Below are 26,605 nucleotides of genomic sequence, written 5' to 3' on the forward strand. Positions count from 1 at the left end.
TGCTCATCAGCCTTCCAGACAGGTGGGTCCCAGGAGGACCTTCAGGTCACCAAAGAGGGATGGCGTCGGATTGACCCTGTGGTGCAGTGGCAGCTTCATGACCTTCACCGACCGGCTGCCGGACAGGTGCATTTTGACTTCGGTGTTTCCGCGGTGATCACCCAGGATTGATTTCAGGGCCAGCAGCACCTGCTCATTGGCCTTGTGCTCGGGCATGGAAATCACCAGCGGGCCGGCCAGACCCTCGCTGAGATCCGGCACCGTCAATTCCATGGCGTTCAAGGTGATGGCGCCGTCGTCGCGCTTTTGCAACCTGCCCTTGACAACAACAATGAGGTCTTCAGCCAGGATGGTGGCGATGGGCCCGTACACCTGGCCAAAGAACATGACTTCAACGGAGCCGCCCAGGTCCTCAATTTCACAGCGGGCATAGGGGTTTCCGCTGCTCTTGGCTATCCGCCGCTGCAGGTTGGTGATCATTCCCGAAATGGTGATGATGTGGCCATCTTGGGGGCCGTCGTCGGAAAGCAGCTGCGTGATGGAAATGTCCGCGTTTTGGCTCAGCACCCCCTCCAGACCACGTAACGGGTGGTCGGAGACGTACAAGCCAAGCATGTCGCGCTCAAACGCCAGCTTGTCCTTCTTCTCCCATTCGGGAAGGTCGGGGATCTCGGTAATGAGGGCCGATTCTGGTTCGACATCACCGCCCATTCCGGCGAAGAGGTCAAACTGTCCCACGGCCTCGTTGCGTTTGATGGTGATGACCGAATCCACGGCTTCTTCGTGGATCATGGCCAGGGCGCGCCGGGGATGGCCCAGGGAATCAAAGGCGCCGGCCTTGATCAAGGACTCGATGGTGCGCTTGTTGCAGACCACGGCCGGGACTTTCATGAGGAAGTCGGAGAAGTTCTCAAAGTTCCCGCGCTCCAGCCGGGATTCCACCAGGCCGTTGACAACGTTGGCACCTACGTTGCGGATGGCACCCATGCCGAAGCGGATGTCAGTGCCAATGGGCGTGAAGTTCAGCGCCGATTCATTGACATCCGGGGCCAGCACTGTAATGCCCATGTGGCGGCACTCATTCAGGTACAGGGCCAGCTTGTCCTTGTCATCACCAACGCTGGTGAGCAGGGCGGCCATGTATTCGGCCGGGTAGTGCGCCTTGAGATAGGCCGTCCAGTAGCTGATGACGCCGTAGGCGGCCGAGTGGGCCTTGTTGAAGGCGTAGTCGGAGAAGGGCAGCAGGATGGCCCAGAGGGTCTTGACGGCCTCGTCGGTGTAGCCATTGTCGATCATGCCCTGGTGGAAGCCCGCGTATTGCTTGTCCAGCTCGGATTTCTTCTTCTTGCCCATGGCACGGCGCAAGATGTCTGCCCGGCCCAGGGAGTAGCCGGCCAGTTTCTGCGCGATGGACATGACCTGCTCTTGGTACACGATCAGCCCGTAGGTGCCGCCAAGAATGTCCGCCAGGGGCTCTTCCAGCGTGGGGTGGATGGGGGTGATAGGCTGGAGCCCGTTTTTGCGCAGGGCATAGTTGGTGTGCGAATCGGCACCCATGGGGCCGGGCCGGTACAGAGCCAAGACGGCGGAGATATCTTCAAAGTTGTCGGGGCGCATGAGCTTGAGCAGCGACCGCATGGGTCCGCCGTCGAGCTGGAAAACACCCAGGGTGTCACCGCGCGCCATGAGTTCATAGGAGGCGACATCGTCGTACTCCAAACCTTCAAGGTCTAGCTCAAAGCCCTGGTTGGCCTTGATGTTCTCCAGGGCGTCGGTGATGATGGTGAGGTTTCGCAACCCCAAGAAGTCCATCTTGATCAGGCCAAGGCCCTCACTGGTGGGGTAATCGAACTGAGTGATGACCTGGCCGTCTTGGATGCGGCGCATGATGGGGATGACATCGATGATGGGATCCGAGCTCATGATCACGCCGGCCGCGTGCACGCCCCACTGGCGTTTGAGACCTTCCAGGCCCTTGGAGAGTTCAAAGACCTTGGCCGCTTCGGGATCAGTGTTGATCAGGTTGCGGAAGTCCGCCGCCTCGCCGTAGCGCTTGGCCTCGGGATTCTCAATGTCACTGAGCAAAATGTCCTTGGCCATGACGGCCGGCGGCAGCGCCTTGGTCAGCATTTCACCCATGCTGAAGGGGTGCCCCAGCACGCGCGAGGAGTCCTTCAATGCCTGCTTGGTTTTGATGCTGCCGTAGGTGACAATCATGGCAACACGTTCGTCACCGTACTTTTCCGTCACATACTTGATGACCTCATGGCGGCGCCGATCATCGAAGTCCACGTCAAAGTCGGGCATGGACACACGTTCCGGGTTGAGGAAACGCTCAAAGATCAGCCCGTGGCGCAACGGGTCAAGGTCGGTGATGCGCATGGCGTACGCCACCATGGAACCGGCACCGGAACCACGCCCGGGACCTACGCGGATGCCGTGGTCCTTGGACCAGTTAATGAAGTCGGCCACCACCAGGAAGTAGCCGGGGAAGCCCATCTTGATGATGACATCAAGTTCATAGTCCGCCTGCTTGCGTACGGCGTCAGGGATTCCGCCCGGGTACCTGTAGCGCAGGCCCGTGTCCACCTCCTTGACCAGCCAGGATGTTTCGTCCTCGCCCGGCGGGCAGGGGAACTTGGGCATGTAGTTGGCATTGGTGTTGAAGGAAACGTCGCAGCGCTCGGCGATCAGCAGCGTGTTGTCACAGGCCTCAGGCAGCTCCGAGAACAGTTGGCGCATTTCCGCCGGCGACTTGAGGTAGTAGCCGCTGCCACTAAAGGCAAAACGCTTGCCGCCCTCGTCATAGGTGGGTTCGGTCAGGGTCGACGCCGACTGCAGGGCCAGCAGGGCCTCATGCGCCTTGGCGTCATGCTCGTGGGTGTAGTGGAGGTCGTTGGTGGCCACCAGCGGGATCTCAAGTTCCCGGGCCAGGCGCAGCAGGTCCTTGGTGACGCGGCGCTCAATGTCCAGGCCATGGTCCATGAGCTCGCAGAAGTAATTCTCTTTGCCGAAAATGTCCTGGAATTCCGACGCCGCAGCCTTGGCCTCGTTGTACTGACCCAGGCGGAGCCTGGTTTGCACCTCACCCGAGGGGCAGCCCGTGGTGGCGATCAAACCCGAGTGGTACTGGTTGAGCAGTTCCCGGTCCAGGCGCGGGTACTTGCCCATGGGCGAATCCAGGGAACCCAGGGAGGAAGCCCTGAACAGGTTCCGCATGCCCTGGTTGTTGTAGCTGAGCAGCGTCATGTGCGTGTAGAAGCCACCGCCGGAGACGTCGTCCTTGCGCTGGCTCTCATCCGTGCGCCACTTGACCCTGGTCTTGTCGGTGCGCGCCGTGCCGGGAGTGACATAGGCTTCAACGCCAATGATCGGCTTGATGCCGGCGTCGGTGGCCTTCTTCCAGAAGTCGAAGGCACCGAACAGATATCCATGGTCCGTGGTGGCCAGCGCCGGCATGTCCAGGCGTTTGGCTTCCTCAAACAGCTCGGTCAGGCGCGCAGCACCGTCCAGCATGGAGTATTCGGTGTGCGTATGGAGATGGACAAAACTGTCAGTCGATGAGCTAGCCACCGAACCATTCTAGTGCTCAAAAAACAACACCGCCCCGACACGGGGTCGGGGCGGTGTGTGCTTTGATGCTTAAACGCGCCCTAGTGCTCGCCACGCAAGTGGTCCAGGGCATAGATCAAGTCCTGGGGGTAGGGGCTGGTAACCATGACCGGCTCCCCCGACGACGGATGCGTGAAGCCCAGCTTGTGGGCGTGCAGCCATTGGCGGGTCAGGCCCAGTTCTGCTGCCAGCGTGGGATCAGCCCCGTAGGTGAGATCCCCGGCACAGGGGTGGCGCAGGGCTGAGAAATGTACGCGAATCTGGTGGGTCCGCCCGGTTTCCAAGTGCACCTCCACCAGGGACGCCTTGCCGAACGCTTCGAGCACTTCGTAGTGGGTGATGGAGGGCCGGCCATCCTCGATCACGGCAAAACGCCAGTCGAAGCCCGGATGCCGGCCGATGGGCGCATCAATGGTGCCGCGGAGGGGATCGGGCAGACCCTGGACCACTGCGTGATACACCTTCTCCACCGTGCGTTCCCTAAACGCCTGCTTCAGAATCGTGTAGGCGTGCTCGGTCTTGGCCACCACCATGGCCCCGGAAGTGCCAACATCCAAACGGTGCACAATGCCCACACGTTCCGGCGCGCCCGAGGTGGAGATGCGGAAGCCGGCTGCGGCCAGCCCACCCACCACTGTGGGGCCAACCCAGCCCGGGGACGGGTGCGCTGCCACGCCCACGGGCTTGTCCACCACAACAAAGTCTTCGTCGTCGAGCAAAATGTTCAAGCCTTCAACGGGCTCCACCACCACTTCCAGCGGGTCGCGGCGCTCGGGGATGGTCACCTGGACACTGGCACCGGCCTTGAACTTCTCGCTCTTGCCCAGCACCGCACCGTCCTGCAACACGTTGCCCTCGGCGCAGAGCAATGCTGCGGCGGAACGGGAGATGCCCAGCAGGGCTGCCAATCCGGCGTCGGCCCGGCGTCCGGCAACGTCCTCGGGGACGCTAAAAGTTTCAGTCATTCTTGGCACCCTTGCCCTGATCCTCGGTGGTCTGCTCAGTAGTGGTCTGCTCAGTGGTTGCCTGCTCAGTTTCCTTCGCGGCCATTTCCTTGGCCGTAGTGCGGGAACCGTCCAGGCCAATGCCCAGCAGGGTCAGGATGCAGATGACGATGACGCCGCCCACCACACCCATGTCGGCCATGTTGAAGATGGCAAAGTTGGGGAAGGAGATGAAGTCAACCACATGGCCCATACCGAACGACGGCGGGCGGAACAGCCTGTCGGTCAGGTTACCCAAGGCCCCACCCAGGACCAGGCCCAAGCCGATGGCCCACCACAGGGAGGAAATGCGGCGTGACATGACGATGATGGCCACAGCAACAGCTGCCATGATCAGGGTGAAGAACCACGTGAAGTCTTCGCCGATGGAGAACGCAGCCCCGGAGTTCCGGATGAAGTACCACTGCAGCAATCCGTCAATGACGGGGATGGTTTGGCCTTCCACCATGGTGGAGGTGACCCACCACTTGGTCAACTGGTCGCATACATAAGCGAAGGCGGCAACGCCGAGCCACAACAACCATGCGGATCTACGGAAGGGTTTGGGGGCGGCCACCTGGCCAGACAGAGAGTTCTCGCTCATGACGCTTTCATTTGTTCTTGGACAAAAGGATTGATTCAATCATAGGTTGCTTGGCAGCCGGCCCGGCCCAGCAAGCATGGGGCGTTAAAGAACTAAAAGCCGGTGGCTCAAGTTTCCTTGGGCCACCGGCTTTTAGTTAGGTGCTTTAAGAATCGGTGTTGCTCTCAGAGAAATCCGGTGCTGCCACCGAACCGCGAGCATCCAAGTCACGCAGCTGACCTTCAATGTAGGTCTTCAGGCGTGAACGGTAATCGCGTTCGAAACCGCGCAACTGCTCAACCTTGCGTTCGAGCACTGACCGCTGCTGCTCCAGGGCACCGAGCGTCTTGCGGCTCTTCTCCTGGGCATCGTTGACCAAGGTGCTGGCCTCGATCTGTGCTTCTGCAATGATCTTGTCGCGCTGCTCCATGCCTGCACCGACGTATTCGTCGTGGAGTCGCTGGGCCAAGGCAATAACACCCGAAGCTGCATCGGCAGAGGATGCGGTGGCGGCCGGCGCTGGCGCAGCTACTACAACTTCCTCAACAACCGGTGCCGGTTCAACGGCCTTCTCCTTCACCTTGGCAACAGGCTCAGCAGGAGCGGCTTCAACCACTGCCTCAGGAGCCTTGGCCAGCAGCGGTGCTGCCTGCGCAGGGGCTGCTGCAGTGTTTGGTGAGCCGTCTGCGAGCTGCTTGCGCAGTTCGTCGTTCTCTTGATGCAATCGGCGAAGCTCTACGACGATTTCGTCAAGAAAATCGTCGACTTCGTCCTGGTCATAGCCTTCACGGAACTTGGTCGGCTGGAACCGTTTGTTGACAACGTCTTCTGGCGTAAGCGCCATCTAGTCACCTCATTGGTCTTAGTGAGTCTGGAACCGGCCGAAACCTTACCGACTACGGTACCGAATACAAATCTAGCGATCTGCACTGGGGGTCTATCGCTTTTTACAATATAACTTTTCGTGCCTGAAAACTAACGACGCGGCGCTAATTCACAAAACTTTTTGTGACACTCATCCCAATACCCACGCCGACGAGCAATAATATGAAGCCAATATCCAGCGCCATGGAGCCGATCCGGAGCGGCGGGATCAAGGCGCGGAGCTTGCGCAGCGGCGGGTCGGTCAAGCGGTAGACGACCGAGGCGCCCACCAGGGCCGCACCCTTGGGCCGCCAATCCCGGGCGAATACCTGTATCCAATCGAACACCATGCGTAGCAAAAGCGTAAGAAAGTACAGCAGCAGCAACAGGTACAGAAGAACGAAAACAATTGACACGGGTGCACACAATCCCTAGGTAGAGAAATACCGGAGCTTTGACTCTAAGAATAAACCAGTCCAAGGCGGCCGGGTCGGCAGCTTTGGAGCCGGGACTTTTTTATCCCGCACTGTAGATAACGCACGGCCCGGACACTTGGTGCCCGGGCCGTTAAAAAACGTTGCTTGCGCAGTGATTTAGCTCTGGTTGAAAAAGCTTGCCTGTGTGTCGGAGAGCTTCTTGTCATCGCCAAGGACTTCGATATATGACGGCGAGAGAAGAAACACCTTGTTGGTGACTCGTTCAATGGACCCGCGCAAGCCGAAAACCAGGCCAGCTGAGAAGTCCACCAGGCGCTTGGCGTCAGCCTCACCCATGTCTGTCACGTTCATGATGACCGGAATGCCATCGCGGAAGCTCTCGCCAATGATCTTCGCGTCATTGTAGGAGCGAGGATGAACGGTGGTGATCTGACGCAAGCTGACAGCCTCTTCCCGGTTTGATGCGGCACGTTTAATGGGGGTCACCGGAGCCCGGTATTCTTCGTCGCCAGCCTTGGGTGCGGGCGATTCTGCTACTTGAGTCGGGGCCGGCGCTGGTTCGCGCTCATACACCTCGGCATACTCTTCGTCCTTGGGGACAGACGGAGCATGCTCAGCGTCATAGTGCTCGTCACCGTCGGCGAGCCCAAGAAAGATCATTGTCTTGCGCATAGCGCCAGCCATGGTAGCTCCTCATTTGTCTGGAAAACACTAAACCATTTGAACGTTTGAACTCAAGGACACCACAGGCAGGTGCGCGAAACTTCAGTTGTTTTCAACACTCAAAACGCTACAGCACCACGGGACGCGGGCCGAGTATATCGGAACCGACACGCAGGTGTGTTGCCCCGGCAGCCATGGCAGCCTCAAGATCGTGGCTCATGCCGGCGGAAATTCCCGTGGCCCCCGGATGCTGCGCCACGAGCTGGGCGGAAAGCTGGGCCAGCAGCTCAAAGGCCGGTTCGGGGCTGACACCAAGGGGCGCCACCGCCATCAATCCAGCGAGCGTGAGGCCGGGCGTGTCGGCAATGAGGTCTGCCAGCGCCGCCATGTTCGACGGCGCGAGCCCTCCCCGGCCGCTGTTGGCGTCGCCATCGGGGGCGGCCAGGGCCGGGTAGACGGAGGAAAGGTCCAGCTGCAGGAAACAGGCCAGGGGCTTTCGGCCGGTAGCGTCCTGCTGCTGCGCCATGGCGTTGCCCAAGGCACCAACCAGAGAGGCCCTGTCGATCGAGTGGACCGAATGGGCGTAGGCGGCCACAGATTTAGCCTTATTCTTTTGGAGCTGTCCAATGAAGTGCCAGCGCAGATCCGGATCCGCCACCTGCGCCGCTTTTGCCGCGGCCTCCTGGTCACGGTTTTCACCAACGTCACCAACGCCTAACTGGCGCAGGCGCAGCACATCCGCGGCTGGATGAAACTTGGTCACAACTATCAGCGTGGGCTTCACCGTGGAGTTTGCTGCGGCGGCTGCCGCAATGCGCTGCTGAACCACGTCGAGTCGTTCTGAGAGTTGCTCGAAGCGGGGGTCGTGCGAGGTCATACTGTGGATTCCTTTTTTGCTGCTGTGTCCGCTGGGGCGGCCTTGCCCTGCTTGGTGGCGTCTGTGGTGACAAAGCCAATGAAGCGGCCCTCCACCTCCCCGTCCCGTACTGCACGGCGGTGAGAGAAGAACCGGGGGTCTTCCAGGGTGCACACGCCCGCCGGGTGGGCCAGCACTGCCGCGGCGGCCAGCTGGGCGAGCACTGCAGCGGGCAGGTCAAGGGCTGGTGTGTTCCATAAGGTGGTGGCGTAGGCGGCCGGCACCACCGCGGACACTGCGGCCCGCATGGAATCGGGGACTTCGTAGCATTGCCCGCAAATGCTGGGCCCAAGCCATGCCTCAATTCCTTCGGCACCGGCACTGCGCATTTGGGCTACAACGGCAGCTATCACGCCGCTTTCCACCCCGGGCCGGCCCGCATGGGCCACGGCCACCACGGGACTCCCTCCGGGTTTCTCACCCACCAACACGACCGGGACGCAGTCGGCCACCATCACGGCCAAGGCCCGGTCCAACGAGACCATGGCATCAGCCGTGGGAACAGTATCCGCAGCATTGGCCTCACCCGGTGGAGGTGGTGTCGGGTGTGCAACGACAGCCCCATGAACCTGGTTCATGTAGGCCAGGGGCAGGCTCGCCGTGGAACTGCCCAAGGCAGCCAATTCACTGTCCAGGGCGGCCCGGCGTCGTGTCACCTCAACACTGTCATCACCAACATGAAAGGCCAGATTGCCGGCTGTGGTGTCTGTAAAGCCCACCCATACTCCGGGGCGTACTTGTTCAGAAAACCACATACCGTCAACCTGACCATTCAAGGGTGCCTGTGCTGAAGATCAGCAGGCGCGCGTGCTATTTACTTCAAGAAGTCCGGAACATCCAGATCATCGGCACGGTGGCCTGTGAGGTCCGGCTCCACAATGGCAGGCAGTTCAACGTCAAAGCCACCGTCGGCAGGCACGTGGGACCCTGACTGCTGGCCCCACTGGTTCAGGTTGGTGACGGTTGCGCTGCTGGGCACTGCCGCGGGTACGGGCGGAGCCAACTGGGCAGCCGGCTCCTGCGTCTCGCCAGGCTTGTCCGGAGCGTCAAAACCGGCGGCAATGACAGTGACGCGCACTTCGTCGCCCAGGGCGTCGTCAATGACGGCACCGAAGATGATGTTGGCCTCGGGGTGGGCAACTTCCTGGACCAGGCGGGCAGCTTCGTTGATCTCGAACAGACCAAGATCGGAGCCACCCTGGATGGACAGCAGAACGCCGTGCGCACCGTCGATGGACGCTTCCAGCAGCGGGGAAGCAATGGCCAGCTCAGCTGCCTTGACGGCGCGGTCTTCGCCACGTGCCGAGCCAATGCCCATCAAGGCCGAGCCTGCGCCCTGCATCACGGACTTGACGTCAGCGAAGTCAAGGTTGATCAAGCCGGGAGTGGTGATGAGGTCGGTGATGCCCTGAACACCTGACAGCAGCACCTGGTCGGCTGAGCGGAAAGCTTCAAGCACCGAGACATTGCGGTCACTGATGGACAGGAGGCGATCGTTGGGGATCACGATCAGCGTGTCCACCTCGTCACGCAGTGCTTCAATGCCACTGTCGGCGCTGGTGGCGCGACGGCGGCCTTCGAAGGTGAACGGGCGGGTGACCACACCAATGGTCAGCGCGCCTAGGCCGCGGGCAATGCGGGCCACAACAGGCGCGCCACCAGTTCCGGTGCCACCACCTTCACCGGCGGTGACGAAGACCATGTCCGCACCGCGGAGCACCTCTTCGATCTCTTCCTGGTGGTCTTCGGCCGCCTGGCGTCCCACATCGGGGTTGGCGCCGGCACCCAAACCGCGCGTCAGCTCCCGGCCAACGTCAAGCTTGACGTCGGCGTCACTCATCAGCAAGGCCTGTGCGTCGGTGTTGATGGCGATGAACTCAACGCCGCGCAAGCCCACGTCAATCATGCGGTTCACTGCATTTACGCCGCCGCCGCCGATGCCGACGACCTTGATGACTGCCAAGTAATTCTGGGGTGCTGCCACGTTAAGTGTCCCTTGTTCGTATGTTGCCAGAAGTTCTAAAAATCGCTGGTGGCTACCGATGCTTTGAGCCATTTTGTTGCTGCCAGCATGGTTCCTGGGAGCAAACAACAAATTGTACTTGAAGCTTCTGTAGCCTAACCTTCAACTTGAAGGTTATAGTTATGTCAACTATCTCTTCTTAGTGACGCTATGGTGCATCCGTGCTGCATGCAATTACCGCCCCCGCGTGTCGAAAAGAATCCTTACAAAAAGTCCCCAAAACTTCCCCTGGCGCACCCTGTTGTTGGCCGGCAGGACACCTCACCGAGTCACGGGGTGACGCGGGGCACTGACGTCAAAGACCTTCGCCGGCACTGGTGCCGGTTTGCCCGGCACCGCGGTGGGCGGCGGGGCATTCAGCAAGGCCTCCAACACCTGCGCCTTGAGCACCATGTCGCTGGCGTTGCCCCAGGTAACGCTGCGCCCGTCCGCAAGCTTAAGCTCCACGGCGTCGGGAGACTTGGCCGAAGCATTGGCCAGCTGCCCCAAGATGGACTGCGGCAGGTTGGCCAACACCGCGGTCATGGCTGCGAAGGTGTCCTTGCCAATGGCTGCCGTGCCGCCGTCGATCAAGGGCAATGCCACCGAGCTCGGATCCTTGGTGGCCGCCAGCTGCACGCCGTCCTGGTCCACCAAAAGGTAGTCCTCACCATTTTTCAACAGCGCCACAGGCACCCGCTCCACAATGTGGACCACCAGCGTAGATGGCGGCCTGGCCTCGATGCGCGAACTCTTGACTTGAATAATGGGTTTGAGCAGTTCCCCAACCTCAACACCCCTCACCTGCGGCAAGGGCCTGGACACCAGCGGCGCAACCGCCTCTTGGAGGATCTGCTCCCCCACCAGCTTTTGACCTTCAAATACCACCGTCTTCACGGCCAGCGCCGGTGAAAACAAGGCCATCGCCATGACCAACGCCACGACTGCCGCAACTGCCAGGGAAGAGAAAAGCAAAGTTCGACGGCGGCGCTTGTGTTCAGGCATGGGGAACGCCAGGACCTGCGCTTGTTGCCCGGCCATGGGCTCCTGCGTGGGCTGGGCCTGCTTGTCCTGCTTGTCCTGCTTGTCCTGCGCAACGGGCTTGGCCGGCCTGGCGAACACCTGGCCCATACCTGCCAGCTTCTTCTTGCCGGGCGGCTTTGCGGTGGCCCCCGCTTCGACTGTTCCAGCCACGTCAGACTGAGCCAACGCTGCCGCCGGTGTTGCCGTATCCGCGGGCAGCGGAGCAACGGAGACCTTGGAGCTGGTGGCCCGAACGGCGGATGACGGCTCCGCCGCACTGTCCTGCCGCGCCGCAGCCAGAGTCTGGGCACGGTCAGGCTGGGCACGGTCAGCCTGGGCGGCACCGGAATTTTCCGCCTGCGCCCGGACAGTCTCGGGCCGGGTCCTGATGACCCGTGGTTTGCGTGGTTCAGCCATCGCTGCGGCCGCCGTCGAGCCCGATGGGTGGGACGTCGGGGGATGCGGGTTCGACGCCGGCATTCAAGGCGGCCACCAAGGCGGGGCCGTACTCGGTGACGTCACCCGCCCCAACAGTTAAGATGATGTCGCCGGGCACAGCCAGGGCCGCCAGCTGCGCCACCGCGGCAGCGGGATCCGGTGCGTAACCAAACGGTGTTGAAAGTGCCCGGGTGATGAGTTCGCTGGTGACACCGGGGACGGGGTCTTCACGAGAGGCGAAAATGTCCAGGACGGCTACTGTGTCCGCCAAGTCCAGGGCCTTGGCGAACTCCGTGGCGAACTCGGCTGTCCTGGAAAACAGGTGCGGCTGAAACAACACGTGAACCTTGTGGCTGCCAGCCACAGTTCTTGCCGCCTTGAGCGCAGCAGTGACTTCAGTGGGATGGTGGGCGTAGTCGTCAAAGACCCTTACCCCGCGTCCTTGCCCCTTGTCTTCAAAGCGCCTGCCAGCACCTCTGAAACCGGCCAGTGCATCCAGTGCAGCCGGCAGTTCTACCCCCAGAGTCAGGGCAACGGCCACAGCGGCCGCAGCATTGCTGAGGTTGTGATCTCCCGGAACCTGCAAACGAAGGGTGTGGGAGCCGGCACCGCCCAGATGATCCGCGAGAACTACCGTGGCCGTGGTGTGCAAGCCGTCGTGGGTGCCCGGAATCAGACGGATGTCAGCTGCCGGGGAGAACCCGTAGCTGATACACCGCTTTCCGGCAGCTGCGGCTTGGGCAGCCAAGGCGGCCGATCCGGCGTCGTCGGCGCAGGCAACCAGCGTGCCATCCGCCGGCAGGAGACCCATGAACTGCTCAAAGGCAGCAAACACGGCCTCGGCCGTGCCGTAGTGGTCCAGGTGGTCGGCCTCAAGGTTGGTCACCACCGCAATGTTCGGCCTGTAGTTCAGGAAGGAGGCATCGGACTCGTCGGCCTCTGCCACAAACACGGCGGCACTGCCGTGGGCTGCGTTGACGCCCAGGCCCGCAACGGTGCCACCCACAGCAAAGGAGGCATCCACCCCTGCGCCCTTGAGCATCACGGTGATCATGGAGGTGGTGGTGGTTTTGCCGTGGGTGCCTGCCACGGCAACCACGACATCCTCGGCCATGGCGGCGGCGAGGGCCTGGGATCTGTGCAGGACACGGAGCCCGCCGGCACGGGCAGCCATAAGTTCAGGGTTGTTCTCCCTGATGGCCGTGGAAACAACCACTGTGTCAACGGCTGCAACGTTTTCGGCGGCCTGGCCCACGTGGACTATGGCACCCATGGCGCCGAGCTCAGCCAGAGCCGCTGATGCTTTGGCGTCCGAGCCGCTCACGGCAAGGCCCTGTCCCAGCATGATCCGGGCAATGGCGGACATGCCGGCCCCGCCCATGCCAATGAAATGCACGCGGCCCAGTTCCGCCAGCGTTGGCGGCTGGTACGGCGCTGAGGTGTTCTTGCCACTCATGTGATTCACTTCCCGCCTGCAGCCAAAACCATGTCCGCCATGCGTTCGGCGGCGTCACGAATACCCCAATGCGAAGCAGTGCTGGACATCTTGTCCAGCCGCGGCTCGTCGAGGCACAAGGGAATTAGTTCACTTTCAATCCAGTGGGCATCCAGTTCGGCATCGGGCACCAGCAGCGCAGCACCGGCGCCCACCAGCTCGGCGGCGTTACGGGCTTGTTCGCCGTTGCCTATGGGCAGCGGCACAAACACGGCAGGAAGTCCGACGGCCGCCACCTCCGACACTGTGCCGGCACCTGAGCGGCACAACAGCAGACTTGCCGCGGCGTACACGTCCTCCATGGCGTCAACATATTCCACCTGGCGGTAATGATCTGCGCGCAGCAGTTCCCCGTCGTGGGCCTTGACGGATTTGCCCTTGCCGGTGATGTGCAGGGTTTGAATCCCTGCCGCTGCCAGGGCTTCAACGGCCCCGGCCACGGCGTTGTTCAGGCGCAGTGCGCCCAGGGATCCTCCGGTGACGATCAAGGTGGGCAGGTGCGCATCCAAGCCCAGCCGTTCGCGGGCGGCACTTTGCGCCTTGGCCCGGTTCAACGTTGCCACACTGTGCCGCATGGGCATCCCCACCAGGTGGGCGTGGCGGATCTTGGTTGCGGCAAAGGCCGTGCCAACGTAGGTGGTGTAGCGGGCGCCAAGCTTGTTGGCAATCCCTGCCTTGGTATTGGCCTCATGGATAACAATGGGCACCTGCAGCGACTTTGCGGCCAGATACATGGGTGTGCAGACGTAGCCGCCCACACCCACCAAAACATCCGCTTTGGCATCACGGAGTATTTTCTTGGCCGTGCGCACAGCTCCCCGCATGCGCCACGGCAGCTTGAGCAGGTCAATGGATGGTTTGCGTGGCAGCGGGATGCGGTCAATCAGCACCAGTTCAAACCCGGCTGCCGGAACCAAGGTTGTTTCCAATCCTGCTTCAGTGCCCACGGCCACGATGGCCGCTTGGGGTGTCCTGTCTCGGATGGCTGCGGCGATGGCAAGGAGCGGGCTGACATGCCCTGCGGACCCTCCCCCGGCCAGGACTACTGACAGTGGGGAGTTGTGGTTCTGCGTCATGACGTCTTCAGGGTGCTTTCTGGGTCAGTTCGGGAAAAGGAAAGGACTACGCCCAGGGCCGCCAGCACCATGATCAGTGCCGTCCCGCCGTAGGAAATTAGTGGCAGGGGAACACCAATGACTGGCAACAGGCCAACCACCACCGCAATGTTCACCACGGCCTGGCCAATGATCCAAGTCAAGATCATCCCACACACGATCCGGGAGAAGGGGTCGTTGCGGGTGTTGATGACACGGAAAATGGCGAATGCCAATACCCCGTACAGGCCAACAATCACCAGGGTGCCCAGCAGACCAAATTCTTCCCCGATGATGGCGAAGATGAAGTCGTTATGCGCTTCAGGGATCCAGTTCCACTTTTGCCTGCTTTGACCCAGGCCAACACCAAACCAGCCGCCGGAGGCCAGGGCATACATGCCATTCAAGTACTGGTCACACACACCTGGCTCGCTGCAGTCACCGAGCCAGGCCGAAAAGCGGCTGGTGCGGTTGCTGCTGAGTAGGGAAAGCAGTGCTGCAGCGACGCCGGCCAGCACAAGGGCCAGCGCCAGAAACCGCTTCTGGACCCCCGCGAAGGCCAGGCCGGCCAGCACCATCATGCCCACAATGATCGCCGTGCCCATATCCTTGCCGAACAGAATCAAACCCAGAATAATACCTGCCCCAAGACCCACGGGGAAGAGGACGTGCGGCAGCTTGCGCACCAGACGCCCCTTCGTGGCCAGCACTGCCCCCATCCAGATGGCCAGGGCAAGTTTTGCGGCCTCGGAGGGCTGGAACTGAACGGGTCCAATTTCGAGCCAGTTCTTGTTACCTGCGATGTCCACTCCCATGGGGGTGAAAATCAGGGCCAGCAACAAAATTGCCAGGCCCATCAAGGGATAGGAAAGCTTCTTGTACCAGGCGGAAGGCAAGCAGGAGAGGATAAACATCAGCACCATCCCGCCCACGGCAAATTGGGATTCCCGAATGAAAAGACCGTAGGGGTCCTTGCCTTCGGAAATTGTTTCAGCCGTTGAGGCGGACAGGACAGTCATGCGCCCAATGATGGTCAGGGTGACGGTTGTTCCGATGATCCAGTAGTAGGACGCCGTGGGCCTTCCCACATGCGCGTTGAACCAGTCCCTGTGCCGTTTAAACGGGCGCGCCTTAGCAGGTGTCTGCGCGGTGGCCCGCGGTTTTGACTGCTTGGCAGCCGGCGTGGAAACCTCGGCCGATGGCTCCACAACAGCTTTGCCCTTGGCGGGGCGAACGGCGGATGTGCCTGGCTGTGTGGGCGTCTTGGCCACTATGACTCCTTTTTGGCGCTTGCCCGTGATTCCAACAGTTCCCTGACGGCGTCAATAAACGCCTGGCCACGGTGGGCGTAGGACGTGAATTGGTCCATCGAGGCCGACGCCGGCGCCATGAGCACCGTGTCCCCCGGTGTGGAGAGAGCCGCGGCTTCTGCCACTGCTTGTGCCATCACACCATCACCATTGGCTGTTTTCCCAACAGTTTCAGTGTGCGCCCCACTCGCCATGATCACACGGACATTGGGGGCGTGGCGTGCCAACGAGTTGGCCAGGGCTGAGCTGTCCTCCCCGATGAGGACAACTGCTTTGAGTCGGGGCGCGTGCTCTCGCACCAGCTCGTTGTAGTCAACACCTTTTGACAGTCCGCCGGCAATCCAGATCACGGGATTGAAAGAAGCCAGTGAGGCCGCTGCCGCATGCGGGTTGGTGGCCTTTGAGTCATTGACCCACAGCACTCCCTCCGCGGACGCCACGGCCTGAATCCTGTGGTCACCGTTATGGTAGGCCTGCAGGCCCTTGCGCACATCAGCAGGCGTCAAGCCGTAGGCCAGGACTAGGGCAGCAGCGGCAGCAGCATTGGCCACCAGGTGCCGCGGCACAAGATCACCAATGTCGCTGATCGCAGCCAGTTCGGTGGCTGAATCCTTGCGTTCGGCAAGGAAAGCTCTATCGACCAGCAAGCCCTCAACCACACCCACCATGCTGATGGCGGGGATGGAGGTGGTGAATCCTACGGCGCGGCAGCCCTCTTGAACGTCTGCCGCTTCAACCATGCGTTCGGTTTCGATTTGTTCGGCGTTGTACACGCAGGCTATCTGGGTGTTGGCATAGATCTTGGCCTTGTCGCTGGCATAGGCATCAAAGCCACCGTGCCAGTCAACATGGTCTTCGGCAAGGTTGAGGCAGACGCTGGCCACGGGCGCCACGGATTCGGTCCAGTGCAATTGAAAGCTGGAAAGTTCCACTGCCAGTGCGTCATAGCCTTCCGGGTCACGCACGGCGTCGAGGATGGGAGTGCCAATATTGCCCGCCGCTATGGCTCGCAAACCGGCGCCCTGCAACATCGATTCCACCATGGTGGTTGTGGTGGTCTTGCCGTTGGTGCCGGTAATAGTGATCCATGCAGCCGTCTTCCGGCCGGCCTTGGTGCGCACCCGCCACGCCAGTTCAACATCGCCCCAAATGGGGATGTTGGCCGCTGCGGCGGCAGCCAGCAAGGGATGGTCGGGCCGGTATCCGGGGCTTGTCACCACCAGCTGCGGTTGTTCACCCTCAACCAGGGGCAGCATTGTTGAGGTTGCCGCACCAAGGATGACGTCCTTGACGCCCACAATCTTCAGCGTGTCGGCAAGAGCCAGGGATTCGGCGTCGTCCGAGGCGGCCACCACCACCACGCGGGCACCCAACTCGGCCAAGGTGTCTGCAACGGAAAACCCGGTCTTGCTGATGCCGGTCACAACCACCGCCAGTCCGGCCCAATCGGCGTCCCAGGAGGTCAGCGATTCGAGGCGGTGGGCGGTTGTGTCCGTTGGTGCAGTTTCACTCACAGTCGAACAATCCATTCAGCGTAGAAGGCGCCAAGGCCCACGGCGACCATGAGTCCAGCCAAAATCCAGAACCGCACAACCACTGTGACTTCCTTCCAGCCCTTGAGCTCGAAGTGGTGCTGCAGGGGTGCCATGAGGAACACTCGCTTGCCCTTGGAGAGCTTGAAGAAGCCCACCTGGATGATGACGGAGAACGTGATCAGGACGAAGAGGCCGCCAATGATGGCCAGCAGCAGTTCGGTGCGCGAGAGGATGGCGAAGCCTGCCATGGCGCCGCCAATGGCCAGGGAGCCGGTGTCGCCCATGAAAATCTTTGCCGGTGAGGTGTTCCACCACAGGAACCCAATCAGGGCAGCAAACATGATGGCTGCCAGCAGGGACAGGTCCAACGGGTCGCGGACTTCGTAGCAGACGGTTTCCGCCGGGAGTTTGCCGCCGCCGCAGGCTTGGCTGCTCTGCCACATGCCAATGAGCGTGTAGGCGCCAAAGACCAGGATCGCAGCGCCCGTGGCCAGGCCATCCAGCCCGTCGGTCAGGTTCACGCCGTTGGTGGCTGCGGCAATGATCAGGTTTGACCACACCACGAACAAGACAACGCCCAAACCTGCCCCGGCAAAGGCCAGGTTCAGTGAGGGGATGTCCCTGGCAAAGGAGATGAAGGTGCTGGCAGGTGTTCGCCCCAACTCATTGGGGAACCCCAAGGCCATGATGGCGAAGGCGATGCCCACGATTGCCTGGCCGGCCAGCTTGCTCTTGGCGTTCAAGCCAGTGTTGTGTTGCTTGGTGATTTTGAGGAAGTCATCCAGGAAGCCCACCAATCCCATGCCCACCATCAGGAAGATCATGAGCAGTCCCGAGGCTGTGGGGCCGGCGGAGTTCGGGTTCAGGAGCCACACAATCAGGTGTGTGATGAAGTAGGAGGCCACCACGGAGCCGACCACCACTGTGCCGCCCATGGTGGGCGTGCCGCGTTTGATTTGGTGGCTGGTGGGACCGTCCTCGCGGATGATCTGTCCATAGCCTTGCTTAACCAGGAAACGGATAAACAAGGGGGTGCCGATCATGGCGAAGGCCAAGGCCAAGCCAGCACCAATGAGCAATGCAATCATGGCTGGTCAGTCCTTTCACCTGTTGTTATGTCACTTATTTCTGTGGGGCCGTTCCCCGAAGGTAATGCTATCCGATCACCTAGGAACCTCAGCCCTGAACCATTGGATGATTTGACCAAAACTATGTCCCCTGGCTCAAGTTCTGCCTCCAGTACTTGGTAGGCGGCGTCGGCATCGTCAAAGAACATGGATTCGTTGCCCCATGATCCTTCCATGACGGCGCCCACGTGCATGGCCCGGGCGCCTGTGCCCACCACCAGCAGTCGGGAGATGTTCAGCCGCACGGCAACCCGGCCCACGGCGTCATGCTCCAACACCGAGTCATTGCCGAGTTCAAGCATCTCGCCCAGCACCGCCCAGGTGCGCCGGGCGCCACTTCCGCCGAGCTCGGCAAGGGTGCGCAGGGCCGCCCGCATGGATTCGGGGTTGGCGTTGTAGGCGTCATTGATGATGCTCACACCGTCGCTGCGGTCAGTGCGCTCCATCCGGTACCGGCTGGCAGCTTTTTGCACATTCAGCGATGAAACAATGTCGGCAGGGCCAATGCCCAGGGCATGGGCGGCGGATGCGGCAGCCAAAAGATTGGTGACATGGTGGAGCCCCAGCAATTTGCTGCGCACCTGCCATGGTTGGGTGCTGCCCGGGAAGATCAGGTCAAACTCGGGCTGACCGTCTGCGTTGGTTTGCACATTGCGGGCCTGCAGGAAGTCCTGCCCGCCTTCGGTGGTTTCTTCAGCCACGGCCGCATCGGCGCTGCTGAAGTAGGTAATGGGTGCAGTGGAGCGCTGCGCCATGGCCCGGACCCGCTGGTCATCAAAGTTCAGCAGTGCCCGGCCAGCAGGGGCCAGTGACTCCACCAGTTCACCCTTGGCAACGGCAATGTTGTCTATGGAGCCAAACTCGCCGGCGTGGGCGCTGCCCACACACAAGACAACACCAAGGTCGGGGCGGACCATGCTGGAAAGGTAGGAAATCTGCCCCATTTTGGTGGCGCCCATTTCAATGATCAAGTACCGGGTGCTCTCCACTGCACGGAATACAGTCAGCGGCACACCCACTTCACCGTTATAGGACCCCACGGGCGCCACTGTCTCACCCTGTGGGGACAAAATGCCGCTCAAGAGGTCCTTCGTGGTGGTCTTTCCGGCTGAACCGGTAATCCCAATGACGCTTACGGGTGAGTGGGCCCGAATACGCCGCAAGACCTCGGCGGCCAAGACGCCCATGGCGAGCACGGCGTCGGCAACAATAACAGCCGGGAAGGGAGTGCCGGCGTCGTCCGAAGCAACCTGGCGCTCGGCCAGCACAGCAACTGCACCGGCGGCAAGCGCCGCGCCAATGAAGTCATGGCCGTCGGAGTTTTCCCCCGCCTTGGCCACGTACATGCTCCCCGGAACTGCGTCGCGGGAATCGGTGACGATCTTGGCCACGTCCACAGACGTGTTCGGATCAAGGGTGGCTGAAAGCGTGCCATTGGTAAGCGCGGCAATGTGGGCCGCAGAAAATTCAATCATCAGTTGAGGACTCTATCGTGGTTGGCGCTGTGATCGGGAATCCGCGGGCTGTCAAGGCAGCCCGCAATTCGACCCTGTCATCGAGGGAAAGATTGACCCCTTTGACTTCTTGATAAACTTCGTGGCCGCGCCCGGCCACCAATATGACGTCGACGGCCGTGGCCAGCTCAACGGCGCGGTCAATGGCGTTGGCCCGCTGGTCGAATTCTTCGATAATCCGGCCCAAGGCGCCACGCTCATTGGCCGCAACGGCCCCGGCCAGCACGTCTGCCCGGATGGCTGCCGGGTCCTCATCATGCGGATCGTCGTCGGTGATAATCACCACGTCGGCGTATTGGGCCACCACAGCACCCATAATGGGGCGTTTGGTGGCGTCCCGCTCCCCCGTGGCACCAAAGACAGCAATCACGCGGGCGCCGGCGGTGGCCGGGCGGACAGCCTGCAGGGCCCTTTGAAGGGCGTCAGGATTGTGCGCAAAATCGACCACTGCCACGGGGGCGGTGCCAATGAGCTGCATACGCCCGGGCACTTCAACGGAGAACGGGTCATGACTGTCCAGGGCGTGTTGCAGGCGTGCCAGCACCTCCTGGCTCGCAGCGTGGGGCACTGCGCCGTCCCCGGGCTGGGCAGCTTCGGCAAGCAGTTGCGTGGTCACCATGAGCAACGCCAGGGCGGCGTTGGAGACGTTGAAGTCACCGGGCAGGGCTGTGCCGGCCCGCAAAACTTCACCGGCCGGTCCGTGCAGGCTGAAGCGTGAGCCGATTCCGTCCCGGCGCACAGTGCGCACCTCCCAGTGGTTCGCCGCATTCGTGGGGGTGATGCTGGCGTCCGTGGTGGACAAGGTGACTGTGGGCACGTTGCTGGCGGCGGCCATCCGCAGGCCCCAGCTGTCATCAACGCAGATCACGGCCGCGCTGGCGTGCTGGGGCGTGAACAGGGCCGCCTTGGTTTCGAAGTAGGCTTCCATGCCCCCGTGCAGGTCCAGGTGGTCCTGGGTCAGGTTGGTAAATCCTGCCACGTTGAAACGCACCGAATCCACCCGCCCGAAGGCCAAGGCGTGCGAGGAGACCTCCATCGAGGCGGCTGCTATGCCACGCTCAGCCATGACGGCCAGCAGGGCGTGAATGTCAGTGGATTCCGGGGTGGTCAACTTGCTGGGGATGGCAACATCCCCAGCAAGAATCTCAATGGTGCCTATGAGCCCTGTGGTGTTCCCCAAGGCCTGAAGCAATGAATTCAAGAAGTACGTTGTGGTGGTCTTGCCGTTGGTGCCGGTAACAGCAAACAATGGCAGCGTGTTGCTGATGGCGGCTGTGCCGTAAACAGTGGCGGCCACAACGCCAGTGGCTGCCCGGGCATCGTCGACAGTGAGCACCGGAACATTGGACCCTCCGGCCAAAAGGCGCGTGCCGGCGTCGTCCGTCAAGATGGCAGCGGCACCACTGGCAACGGCTGAGGCAGCAAATTGCGCACCATGGGTTTTGGCGCCCGGCAGGGCAATATAGAGATCGCCCGGACAAATGGCGCGTGAGTCCAGGCTGACGCCGGTGACCCGCAGGGCTGCCGCGGTGTCCATGGGGTGGCTCAGTGCGGCTTCCAGCAAGGCTGCAAGCTCTCCGAGGGTGGCCCCTTGGGGGTGGTGCGGACGCAGCGGCGCCGACGGAATATTCACAGGCACTTCCACGCCATCCTTTTCATTCACAATACTTATTTCCCTGGTTCCGTTTTACTTGTAGAACTTGGGCAGCTTGACGGGGGCTGTGGTCGACGGCGGAACATCGTTGCTGCGCAGCACCTGGCCCATCACTTGATTAAACGTTACCCCCTGGGTGACGCCATAAATTTCTCCTTGGGGGCGTTGGACGGTAATACCCACCACATAGCGGGGATCCTCCATGGGTGCCATGCCGATGAACGATGACGTGTAACCGTCAAAGCCCACACCGTTGTCCGCAGGCGCTTCCGAGGTGCCTGTCTTGCCACCGGTCCGGTAGCCGGGAATGCCCACCACCTTGTAGTCGGTCATGGTCACCACGCCCTCGAGCATGTCCTTGGCATCCTGCGCTGTCTCGGGACTGATGACCTTGACGCCGGGGGCTTGCGCGGGCGTTTCCACCGTTCCGTCGGCGGCTGTGAACGAATCAATGATGGTGGGCTTGAGCCTGACGCCATTGTTGGCCACCGTTTGGAAGATCATGGTGGTCTGCAGAGGTGTTTGAGCCACGCCCTGACCAAACAGCACTGTGTACTGCTGGCGGCCATCCCAGTTCTTCCAGTCAGCCAGAATGCCGGGGCTTTCGCCGGGCAGCTCAATGCCCGTTTTTTCGCCAACACCGAACTTGCGCAGGTAGTCATAGCGTTGTTGCAAGGACAGCTTGGACCCTGCCATGACAGTTCCGGTGTTCATGGAATCGGCAATGATGCCCGCCAGGGTACGTTGTTCTGTTCCGTGGTCGAAGGCGTCGGAGAAGTTCTGGCCGCCAATGTTCAACGATGACGGAACCAGGAACTCGCTCATGGGCGTGGCCAGGCCCTCCTCCACCACTGCCGAGGCAGTGACGATCTTGTCTGTTGAACCAGGCTCGACCACCGAACTCACTGTGCGTGAGCCAATGTTGTTGGGATCGGAGGCGCCCACGTTGTTGGGATCGTAGGAATCGCTGTCTGCCAGGGCCACCACTTTGCCAGTTTTGACTTCAATGACTGAAACGCTGGCCCACTGGGCGCTGTATTGCTGCTTTTGCTGCTGGGCGGCCTGTTGGGCGTAGTACTGCATGTCTTGATCGATGGTCAGTTTAACGGTTTGACCGTCGACGGCCGGGACGGTGCGCACCGGTGCGGTGGGAATGATGATGCCATTCTTGCCAGCCTGGTAGGTGCGGCTGCCGTCGGTGCCTGTGAGCTTGGAGTTCATGGTCTGCTCAACGCCGGCCAGCGGCTGGCCGTCGGCGTCAACAAAGCCAACGATCGGCCCGCCCACGGCTCCCATGGGGTAGACACGTTTCGTGACAGCTTCGGAGTAGATGCCGGGCACGCCAAGCCCCGCAATTTCCTTCTCCACCAGCGGGCTGACGTCCATGGCCAGGTAGTTGTGGTTCTTGGTTCCCGTTGCGTTCTTCTTCACGTCCGCAAAGGCCAGACCCAGAACATCGGCAACCTTCTTCAGGCCTTCGTCCTTGGTGAATTCTTCGATCACGCCCGTATCAGCGTTCCGGTGCGCATATTCCTCAAAATCCGCAACATTGATTTGGGAGACGGTGATGTTGTAGCGAATGATGCTCTCGGCCAGGACCTTGCCCTTGGAATCAATGATTTTGCCCCGAACGGCCGGCAATTTCTGAACCACCGTCCGCTGATTCTCGGCAGCCTGGGCCATGTTGCCAGTGTCCAGACCTTGAACCATGATCAAGCGACCGGCAATGACCAGCAGGACCGCCAGCATGATGATGAAACCAAGCCGCATCCGTCCGCGGCCAACCTTGTTGAGTTGGAGGGCATTGACGCCCGGTGCGCTCTGGTTGGAGTTTTGTGCCACTGCTACGATTCCTTGCACTCAAGCGTTGGGGCAGTCAAAGCTGCCAGGCCCTTTCGAATAGCCTAACTGTCCTTTTGGGCGGGGGCCGGGATGGTCCCGCCGTTGAGTTCAGGACTCACGGCTGCGGCTGGATTGGGAGCTGGTGTAGTGGGCGCCGGCTGCTGGGACTTTTCGCCCGACTGGGCAATGGCGGCAGGACTCAACACAGGCTCTGCAGGCGCCACTGCTGTGGGCGGGTCAATCAGTGCTGGCGGGATGCTGGCCAGGCCCTTGGTATCTGCTGTGGCAGGCAGCGGTGAACCGCTGACAGTTTTGTTCCGCACATCTATCTGGCCGGTGGTTCCGGCCGGCACCATGCCCAGGGCTGCGGCCCTTGAAACAAGGTTCTGCGGCGCCTGGCGGGCAGCGATCTCCTGCTCCAGCGTCTGGTTGGCTTTGTGCAGATCAGACTGCTGGTTCTTCAACCCCACTAGCTCATACTGGCCCTTGCTTACGGAGATGCTGGTGCCCAGGACTACGGCTGTTGCTGCCAGGATCACCAGAAAGAAGATGACCACCACGGAGGAGCGACTCCGGCGTGGCGTTGAGACCACCAGGGAGAGCGGTGTGCGCGCCTTCTTGGTTTTGGGGTCCGGGAGCAAAAGTTCGGGGTCGTCGTGCTGCAGTCTCAGTGCCGTGTTGCCCTCGGTCACGGTGAAGGTGCGTGATGCACGCTGGCTCATGATGCACTCCTGACTCTGATCTTTTCCACTGCCCGCAGCCGCGCCGATGCGGCCCTTGGATTTTCTGCGATTTCCTCATCCGTGGGGATTTCGGTTCCCTTGGTGAGACGTTTAAGAGTTGCCTTGTGTTCTTCGAGTTCCACCGGGAAGCCGGCCGGGGCCGAGGAAGAGGAGCCAGCGGCGAAGACTGCCTTGACGATCTTGTCCTCAAGGGAGTGGTAGGACATGACTACTGCGCGGCCGTGGAGGGCCAGGGCGTCAACGGCTGCTGGAATGGCGGTTTCCAGGACGCTGAGTTCCTCGTTGACTTCAATGCGCAAGGCCTGGAATGTTCGCTTGGCGGGGTGGCCACCCGTTTTGGCGGCGCCGGAGGGGACAACATTTCGGATGATATCCACCAACTCCCCGGTTCGGGTTAGCGGCGCAACGTTTCGCGCTGCAACAATATGGTTCGCGATGCGGCCGGCAAATTTTTCCTCGCCCCATTTGCGGATGATGCGAACCAGGTCCTCCTCGGAGTACTGGTTGATGACGTCCGCAGCTGTTTGGCCCCGACTGGTATCCATGCGCATGTCCAAGGGAGCATCGAAGGAATAAGCGAAGCCGCGCTCACGCTCATCCAGTTGCAAGGACGAGACGCCCAGATCCATGAGGATGCCGTCAATGCGCCGAATGCCAAGATCATCCAGCACAGAGGCGATTTCGTCGTAGACAGCGTGCACCAGATCGGTGCGGTCCGCGAAGGGTGAAAGCCGCTCCCCCGCCAAACCCAGCGCTTCGGTGTCCCGGTCAATGCCAATCAGGTGCAGATCCGGGTAGCGCTGCAGCATAGCTTCGCTGTGGCCGCCCATGCCCAGTGTCGCGTCAATGACGATGGGGGTGCGGCCGGCTGCCCGGGCAACCTCAAAAGCCGGGGCCAGGAGATTGATGCAGCGATCTTTCAAAACGGGAGTGTGGCGTTCGGACGTTGGTGGCGTGGGGTTTTCCGACGTCATCACGACTCCGTTTCTCTTCGGTCAAAACCGGAAGGGGAAAAAATCGTTCCCCAGTGGCAATGCAAATATGGCAATGAAAATCTTTTCTGGTGCTGCTGTACTGCTGTGCTGGAATCCGTCGACACCGGCGCCTCTTGCGTGGTGTGTTCTTAAACCAGATCCCCCTCCGCGCCAAGCTTTGTCCTGCCTGGCTCCGGGGAAGGTGAGTCAGGTCGAACCATGCTGGGCGGCTGGAGATCTCGCTCAAGATCATCACCAGTGAAACGAAAGTGCTCTAGCTAATTCCGGGAATTGCTTGTTCATCAGTGGCCGAGAACGCACCCTCCTTGGCTGCCAAGTACTCGCGCCAAGCTGTTGCATCCCAGATCTCCGCCCGGCTGCCGGCACCAATGACCACCAGTTCCTTCTCCAGGCCCGCATAGGAACGCAAGGTGGCCGGAATGGTCACGCGTCCCTGTTTGTCAGGCACCTCATCTGAGGCGCCTGAGAGAAAGATTCGGATGTAGTCGCGGGCCGCCATGTTCGACAGTGGCGCATCCTGCATTTGCGCCAAGACCTTTTCAAACTCCCGGGCACTGAAGACGTAGATGCAGTTTTCCTGCCCTTTGGTAAGGACAAGTCCGCTGGAAAGCTCCTCCCGGAACTTTGCGGGAAGAATGATCCTTCCCTTCTCATCAAGGCGCGGTGAGTGTGTTCCGAGAAACAACCCATCACCACCTTCAATGTCGAGACTTTAGGACCAACCTAGCCCTATTCCCTCTTACGTGCTCCACATTACTCCACAATCCTCCACCGTCAATTCCATTTGAGCCCGTGTTCCCCGCAAATGTTCCATAGATTTCCCGTGTTTCCGGGGAAGTGATCCGTGTCAACATAGTGGAGGGGAAAAATCAACAATGACGTCGCGAACTGGATTTTTGCCACATTTTCACCCCACCAGGGGCCAATCTGGGGGCGATTGCCGCCTCTAGGGGGGAAAGTGGAGGACTTTGGTGGCCACTGTGGAGGACTTTGGCGCCACCCGGCGTGTGTGGGCGCGGACAGGTAGGGCACCCGACGGGGTCGTGAACCTCATCCGTTGGGAAAAGATCACTTAAACACAAATAGGCCCCCCAGGGGGCCTATTTATTGGGAATCTCATGGCTCAGGCACAGCCTGAATGTAAAGGCCAGCTTGATCCGGCCGACGGACGCTCGTTAATACCTCACGCGCACGTCAACCCATCGCCTACTGTTCGCGGCGGCGCTCGTCCCACTTCTCTTCAAGATTGTTCATGAAGCCGCTCTTGGGCTTGGCACCGGCATTGCCGCCAGCTTTACCAACCCTTTGCGGGTCAGCCCCAAACTTCGGTTTCGAGATGGCCAAGTAAACTCCTGCACCCATGACGAGGAATCCTAGAATTCCCACGACTATTAGTTGGGAGGCCACACCGCCCAACAAGATCATCAACCCGATGATCACCACCAGCACGCCGATCACAATGTTCCGTGTGGACAGTGATCTGCTGGGTGAGGTGGACAAGACGTTGGCAAACTTGGGATCTTCAGCATGCAACTGCTGCTCCAGCTGGTCCAACAGTCTCTGCTCGTGCTCAGAGAGGGGCATGACGACCTCCTTCAGGTCAGGGCCGTAGGCGTCTGTACTCGTTAACGTCCTTGCAACGTCATCGGTTCCCCGGGGGTCAGGTGCACGCCGTGTCCCTAATTTACCCAGATCGTCAATGAGTTGGGAAGCCATCCAAGATTTAACTCCTTGTACTAACAATAGGCTTGATTTTGCCGATCTGAAACCCGCAT

The 26,605-nt window shown here is 60.9% G+C and carries 22 protein-coding genes; all 22 read right to left on the reverse strand.

All coding sequences use genetic code 11. The features are described 5' to 3' along the window. Window positions 1–6: 6 nt before the first annotated feature. Window positions 7–3,573: a DNA polymerase III subunit alpha gene (dnaE, locus tag CVS27_RS13210; protein ID WP_103466225.1), complete on the reverse strand. Its 3,567-nt coding sequence runs from the start codon at window positions 3,571–3,573 to the stop codon at window positions 7–9. Window positions 3,574–3,653: 80 nt separating this feature from the next. After that, window positions 3,654–4,577 (reverse strand): RluA family pseudouridine synthase, encoded by a 924-nt coding sequence (locus tag CVS27_RS13215; RefSeq protein WP_103466226.1) that lies wholly within the window; start codon window positions 4,575–4,577, stop codon window positions 3,654–3,656. Next, a complete protein-coding gene (lspA, locus tag CVS27_RS13220) occupies window positions 4,570–5,199 on the reverse strand; it encodes a signal peptidase II (protein ID WP_103466227.1) in 630 nt (209 codons plus the stop codon). Before lspA ends, CVS27_RS13215 begins: the two co-directional genes overlap by 8 nt. A gap of 145 nt (window positions 5,200–5,344) precedes the next feature. Further along, window positions 5,345–6,022 carry a DivIVA domain-containing protein gene (locus tag CVS27_RS13225; RefSeq protein ID WP_103466228.1) on the reverse strand — a complete coding sequence of 226 codons (678 nt, stop codon included), beginning with the start codon at window positions 6,020–6,022 and terminating at the stop codon, window positions 5,345–5,347. Between the two features lie 145 nt (window positions 6,023–6,167). Further along, the gene (locus CVS27_RS13230; RefSeq protein ID WP_103466229.1) at window positions 6,168–6,458 is read right to left on the reverse strand and encodes a YggT family protein; all 291 of its coding nucleotides are present in this window, start codon (window positions 6,456–6,458) and stop codon (window positions 6,168–6,170) included. Window positions 6,459–6,635: 177 nt separating this feature from the next. Continuing rightward, window positions 6,636–7,163, reverse strand: coding sequence for a cell division protein SepF (locus CVS27_RS13235; protein WP_103466230.1), 528 nt, complete (start codon window positions 7,161–7,163; stop codon window positions 6,636–6,638). 106 nt (window positions 7,164–7,269) lie between these two features. Next, entirely contained in the window at window positions 7,270–8,019 is a 750-nt protein-coding gene (locus tag CVS27_RS13240; RefSeq protein WP_103466231.1) for a YggS family pyridoxal phosphate-dependent enzyme, read from the reverse strand. After that, on the reverse strand, window positions 8,016–8,813 hold the full coding sequence (locus tag CVS27_RS13245) for a laccase domain-containing protein (protein ID WP_103466232.1): 798 nt from the start codon (window positions 8,811–8,813) through the stop codon (window positions 8,016–8,018). Before CVS27_RS13245 ends, CVS27_RS13240 begins: the two co-directional genes overlap by 4 nt. 59 nt (window positions 8,814–8,872) lie before the next feature. Continuing rightward, complete coding sequence (gene ftsZ / locus CVS27_RS13250; RefSeq protein ID WP_103466233.1) at window positions 8,873–10,042, reverse strand: cell division protein FtsZ; 1,170 nt, start codon at window positions 10,040–10,042, stop codon at window positions 8,873–8,875. 300 nt (window positions 10,043–10,342) lie between these two features. Then, window positions 10,343–11,500 carry a cell division protein FtsQ/DivIB gene (locus CVS27_RS13255; protein ID WP_165788308.1) on the reverse strand — a complete coding sequence of 386 codons (1,158 nt, stop codon included), beginning with the start codon at window positions 11,498–11,500 and terminating at the stop codon, window positions 10,343–10,345. After that, on the reverse strand, window positions 11,493–12,977 hold the full coding sequence (gene murC, locus CVS27_RS13260; protein WP_103466235.1) for a UDP-N-acetylmuramate--L-alanine ligase: 1,485 nt from the start codon (window positions 12,975–12,977) through the stop codon (window positions 11,493–11,495). Before murC ends, CVS27_RS13255 begins: the two co-directional genes overlap by 8 nt. Before the next feature lie 5 nt (window positions 12,978–12,982). Next, window positions 12,983–14,092, reverse strand: coding sequence for an undecaprenyldiphospho-muramoylpentapeptide beta-N-acetylglucosaminyltransferase (murG, locus tag CVS27_RS13265; protein WP_103466236.1), 1,110 nt, complete (start codon window positions 14,090–14,092; stop codon window positions 12,983–12,985). Beyond that, window positions 14,089–15,381 carry an FtsW/RodA/SpoVE family cell cycle protein gene (locus tag CVS27_RS13270; RefSeq protein ID WP_103466237.1) on the reverse strand — a complete coding sequence of 431 codons (1,293 nt, stop codon included), beginning with the start codon at window positions 15,379–15,381 and terminating at the stop codon, window positions 14,089–14,091. The genes murG and CVS27_RS13270 overlap by 4 nt, the downstream gene beginning before the upstream one ends. After that, window positions 15,381–16,934, reverse strand: coding sequence for a UDP-N-acetylmuramoyl-L-alanine--D-glutamate ligase (gene murD / locus CVS27_RS13275; RefSeq protein WP_370739514.1), 1,554 nt, complete (start codon window positions 16,932–16,934; stop codon window positions 15,381–15,383). Before murD ends, CVS27_RS13270 begins: the two co-directional genes overlap by 1 nt. After that, window positions 16,931–18,043 (reverse strand): phospho-N-acetylmuramoyl-pentapeptide-transferase, encoded by a 1,113-nt coding sequence (gene mraY / locus CVS27_RS13280; RefSeq protein WP_103466239.1) that lies wholly within the window; start codon window positions 18,041–18,043, stop codon window positions 16,931–16,933. The genes murD and mraY overlap by 4 nt, the downstream gene beginning before the upstream one ends. Continuing rightward, on the reverse strand, window positions 18,040–19,557 hold the full coding sequence (locus CVS27_RS13285) for a UDP-N-acetylmuramoyl-tripeptide--D-alanyl-D-alanine ligase (protein WP_103466240.1): 1,518 nt from the start codon (window positions 19,555–19,557) through the stop codon (window positions 18,040–18,042). Before CVS27_RS13285 ends, mraY begins: the two co-directional genes overlap by 4 nt. Next, complete coding sequence (locus tag CVS27_RS13290; protein WP_243400181.1) at window positions 19,550–21,259, reverse strand: UDP-N-acetylmuramoyl-L-alanyl-D-glutamate--2,6-diaminopimelate ligase; 1,710 nt, start codon at window positions 21,257–21,259, stop codon at window positions 19,550–19,552. The genes CVS27_RS13285 and CVS27_RS13290 overlap by 8 nt, the downstream gene beginning before the upstream one ends. Before the next feature lie 24 nt (window positions 21,260–21,283). Continuing rightward, window positions 21,284–23,092: a peptidoglycan D,D-transpeptidase FtsI family protein gene (locus CVS27_RS13295; RefSeq protein ID WP_306418497.1), complete on the reverse strand. Its 1,809-nt coding sequence runs from the start codon at window positions 23,090–23,092 to the stop codon at window positions 21,284–21,286. A 62-nt stretch (window positions 23,093–23,154) separates the two neighbouring features. Next, window positions 23,155–23,814 carry a cell division protein FtsL gene (ftsL, locus tag CVS27_RS13300; RefSeq protein WP_103466241.1) on the reverse strand — a complete coding sequence of 220 codons (660 nt, stop codon included), beginning with the start codon at window positions 23,812–23,814 and terminating at the stop codon, window positions 23,155–23,157. Then, window positions 23,811–24,809: a 16S rRNA (cytosine(1402)-N(4))-methyltransferase RsmH gene (gene rsmH / locus CVS27_RS13305; RefSeq protein ID WP_103466242.1), complete on the reverse strand. Its 999-nt coding sequence runs from the start codon at window positions 24,807–24,809 to the stop codon at window positions 23,811–23,813. Before rsmH ends, ftsL begins: the two co-directional genes overlap by 4 nt. Window positions 24,810–25,083: 274 nt before the next feature. Then, window positions 25,084–25,515 carry a division/cell wall cluster transcriptional repressor MraZ gene (gene mraZ / locus CVS27_RS13310; protein WP_103466243.1) on the reverse strand — a complete coding sequence of 144 codons (432 nt, stop codon included), beginning with the start codon at window positions 25,513–25,515 and terminating at the stop codon, window positions 25,084–25,086. A gap of 521 nt (window positions 25,516–26,036) precedes the next feature. Continuing rightward, window positions 26,037–26,546 (reverse strand): SCO2097 family morphological protein, encoded by a 510-nt coding sequence (locus CVS27_RS13315; RefSeq protein ID WP_306418498.1) that lies wholly within the window; start codon window positions 26,544–26,546, stop codon window positions 26,037–26,039. Between the last annotated feature and the right edge of the window lie 59 nt (window positions 26,547–26,605).

Origin of the sequence: Arthrobacter glacialis, from assembly GCF_002909445.1 — a bacterium.
GTDB lineage: Bacteria > Actinomycetota > Actinomycetes > Actinomycetales > Micrococcaceae > Specibacter > Specibacter glacialis.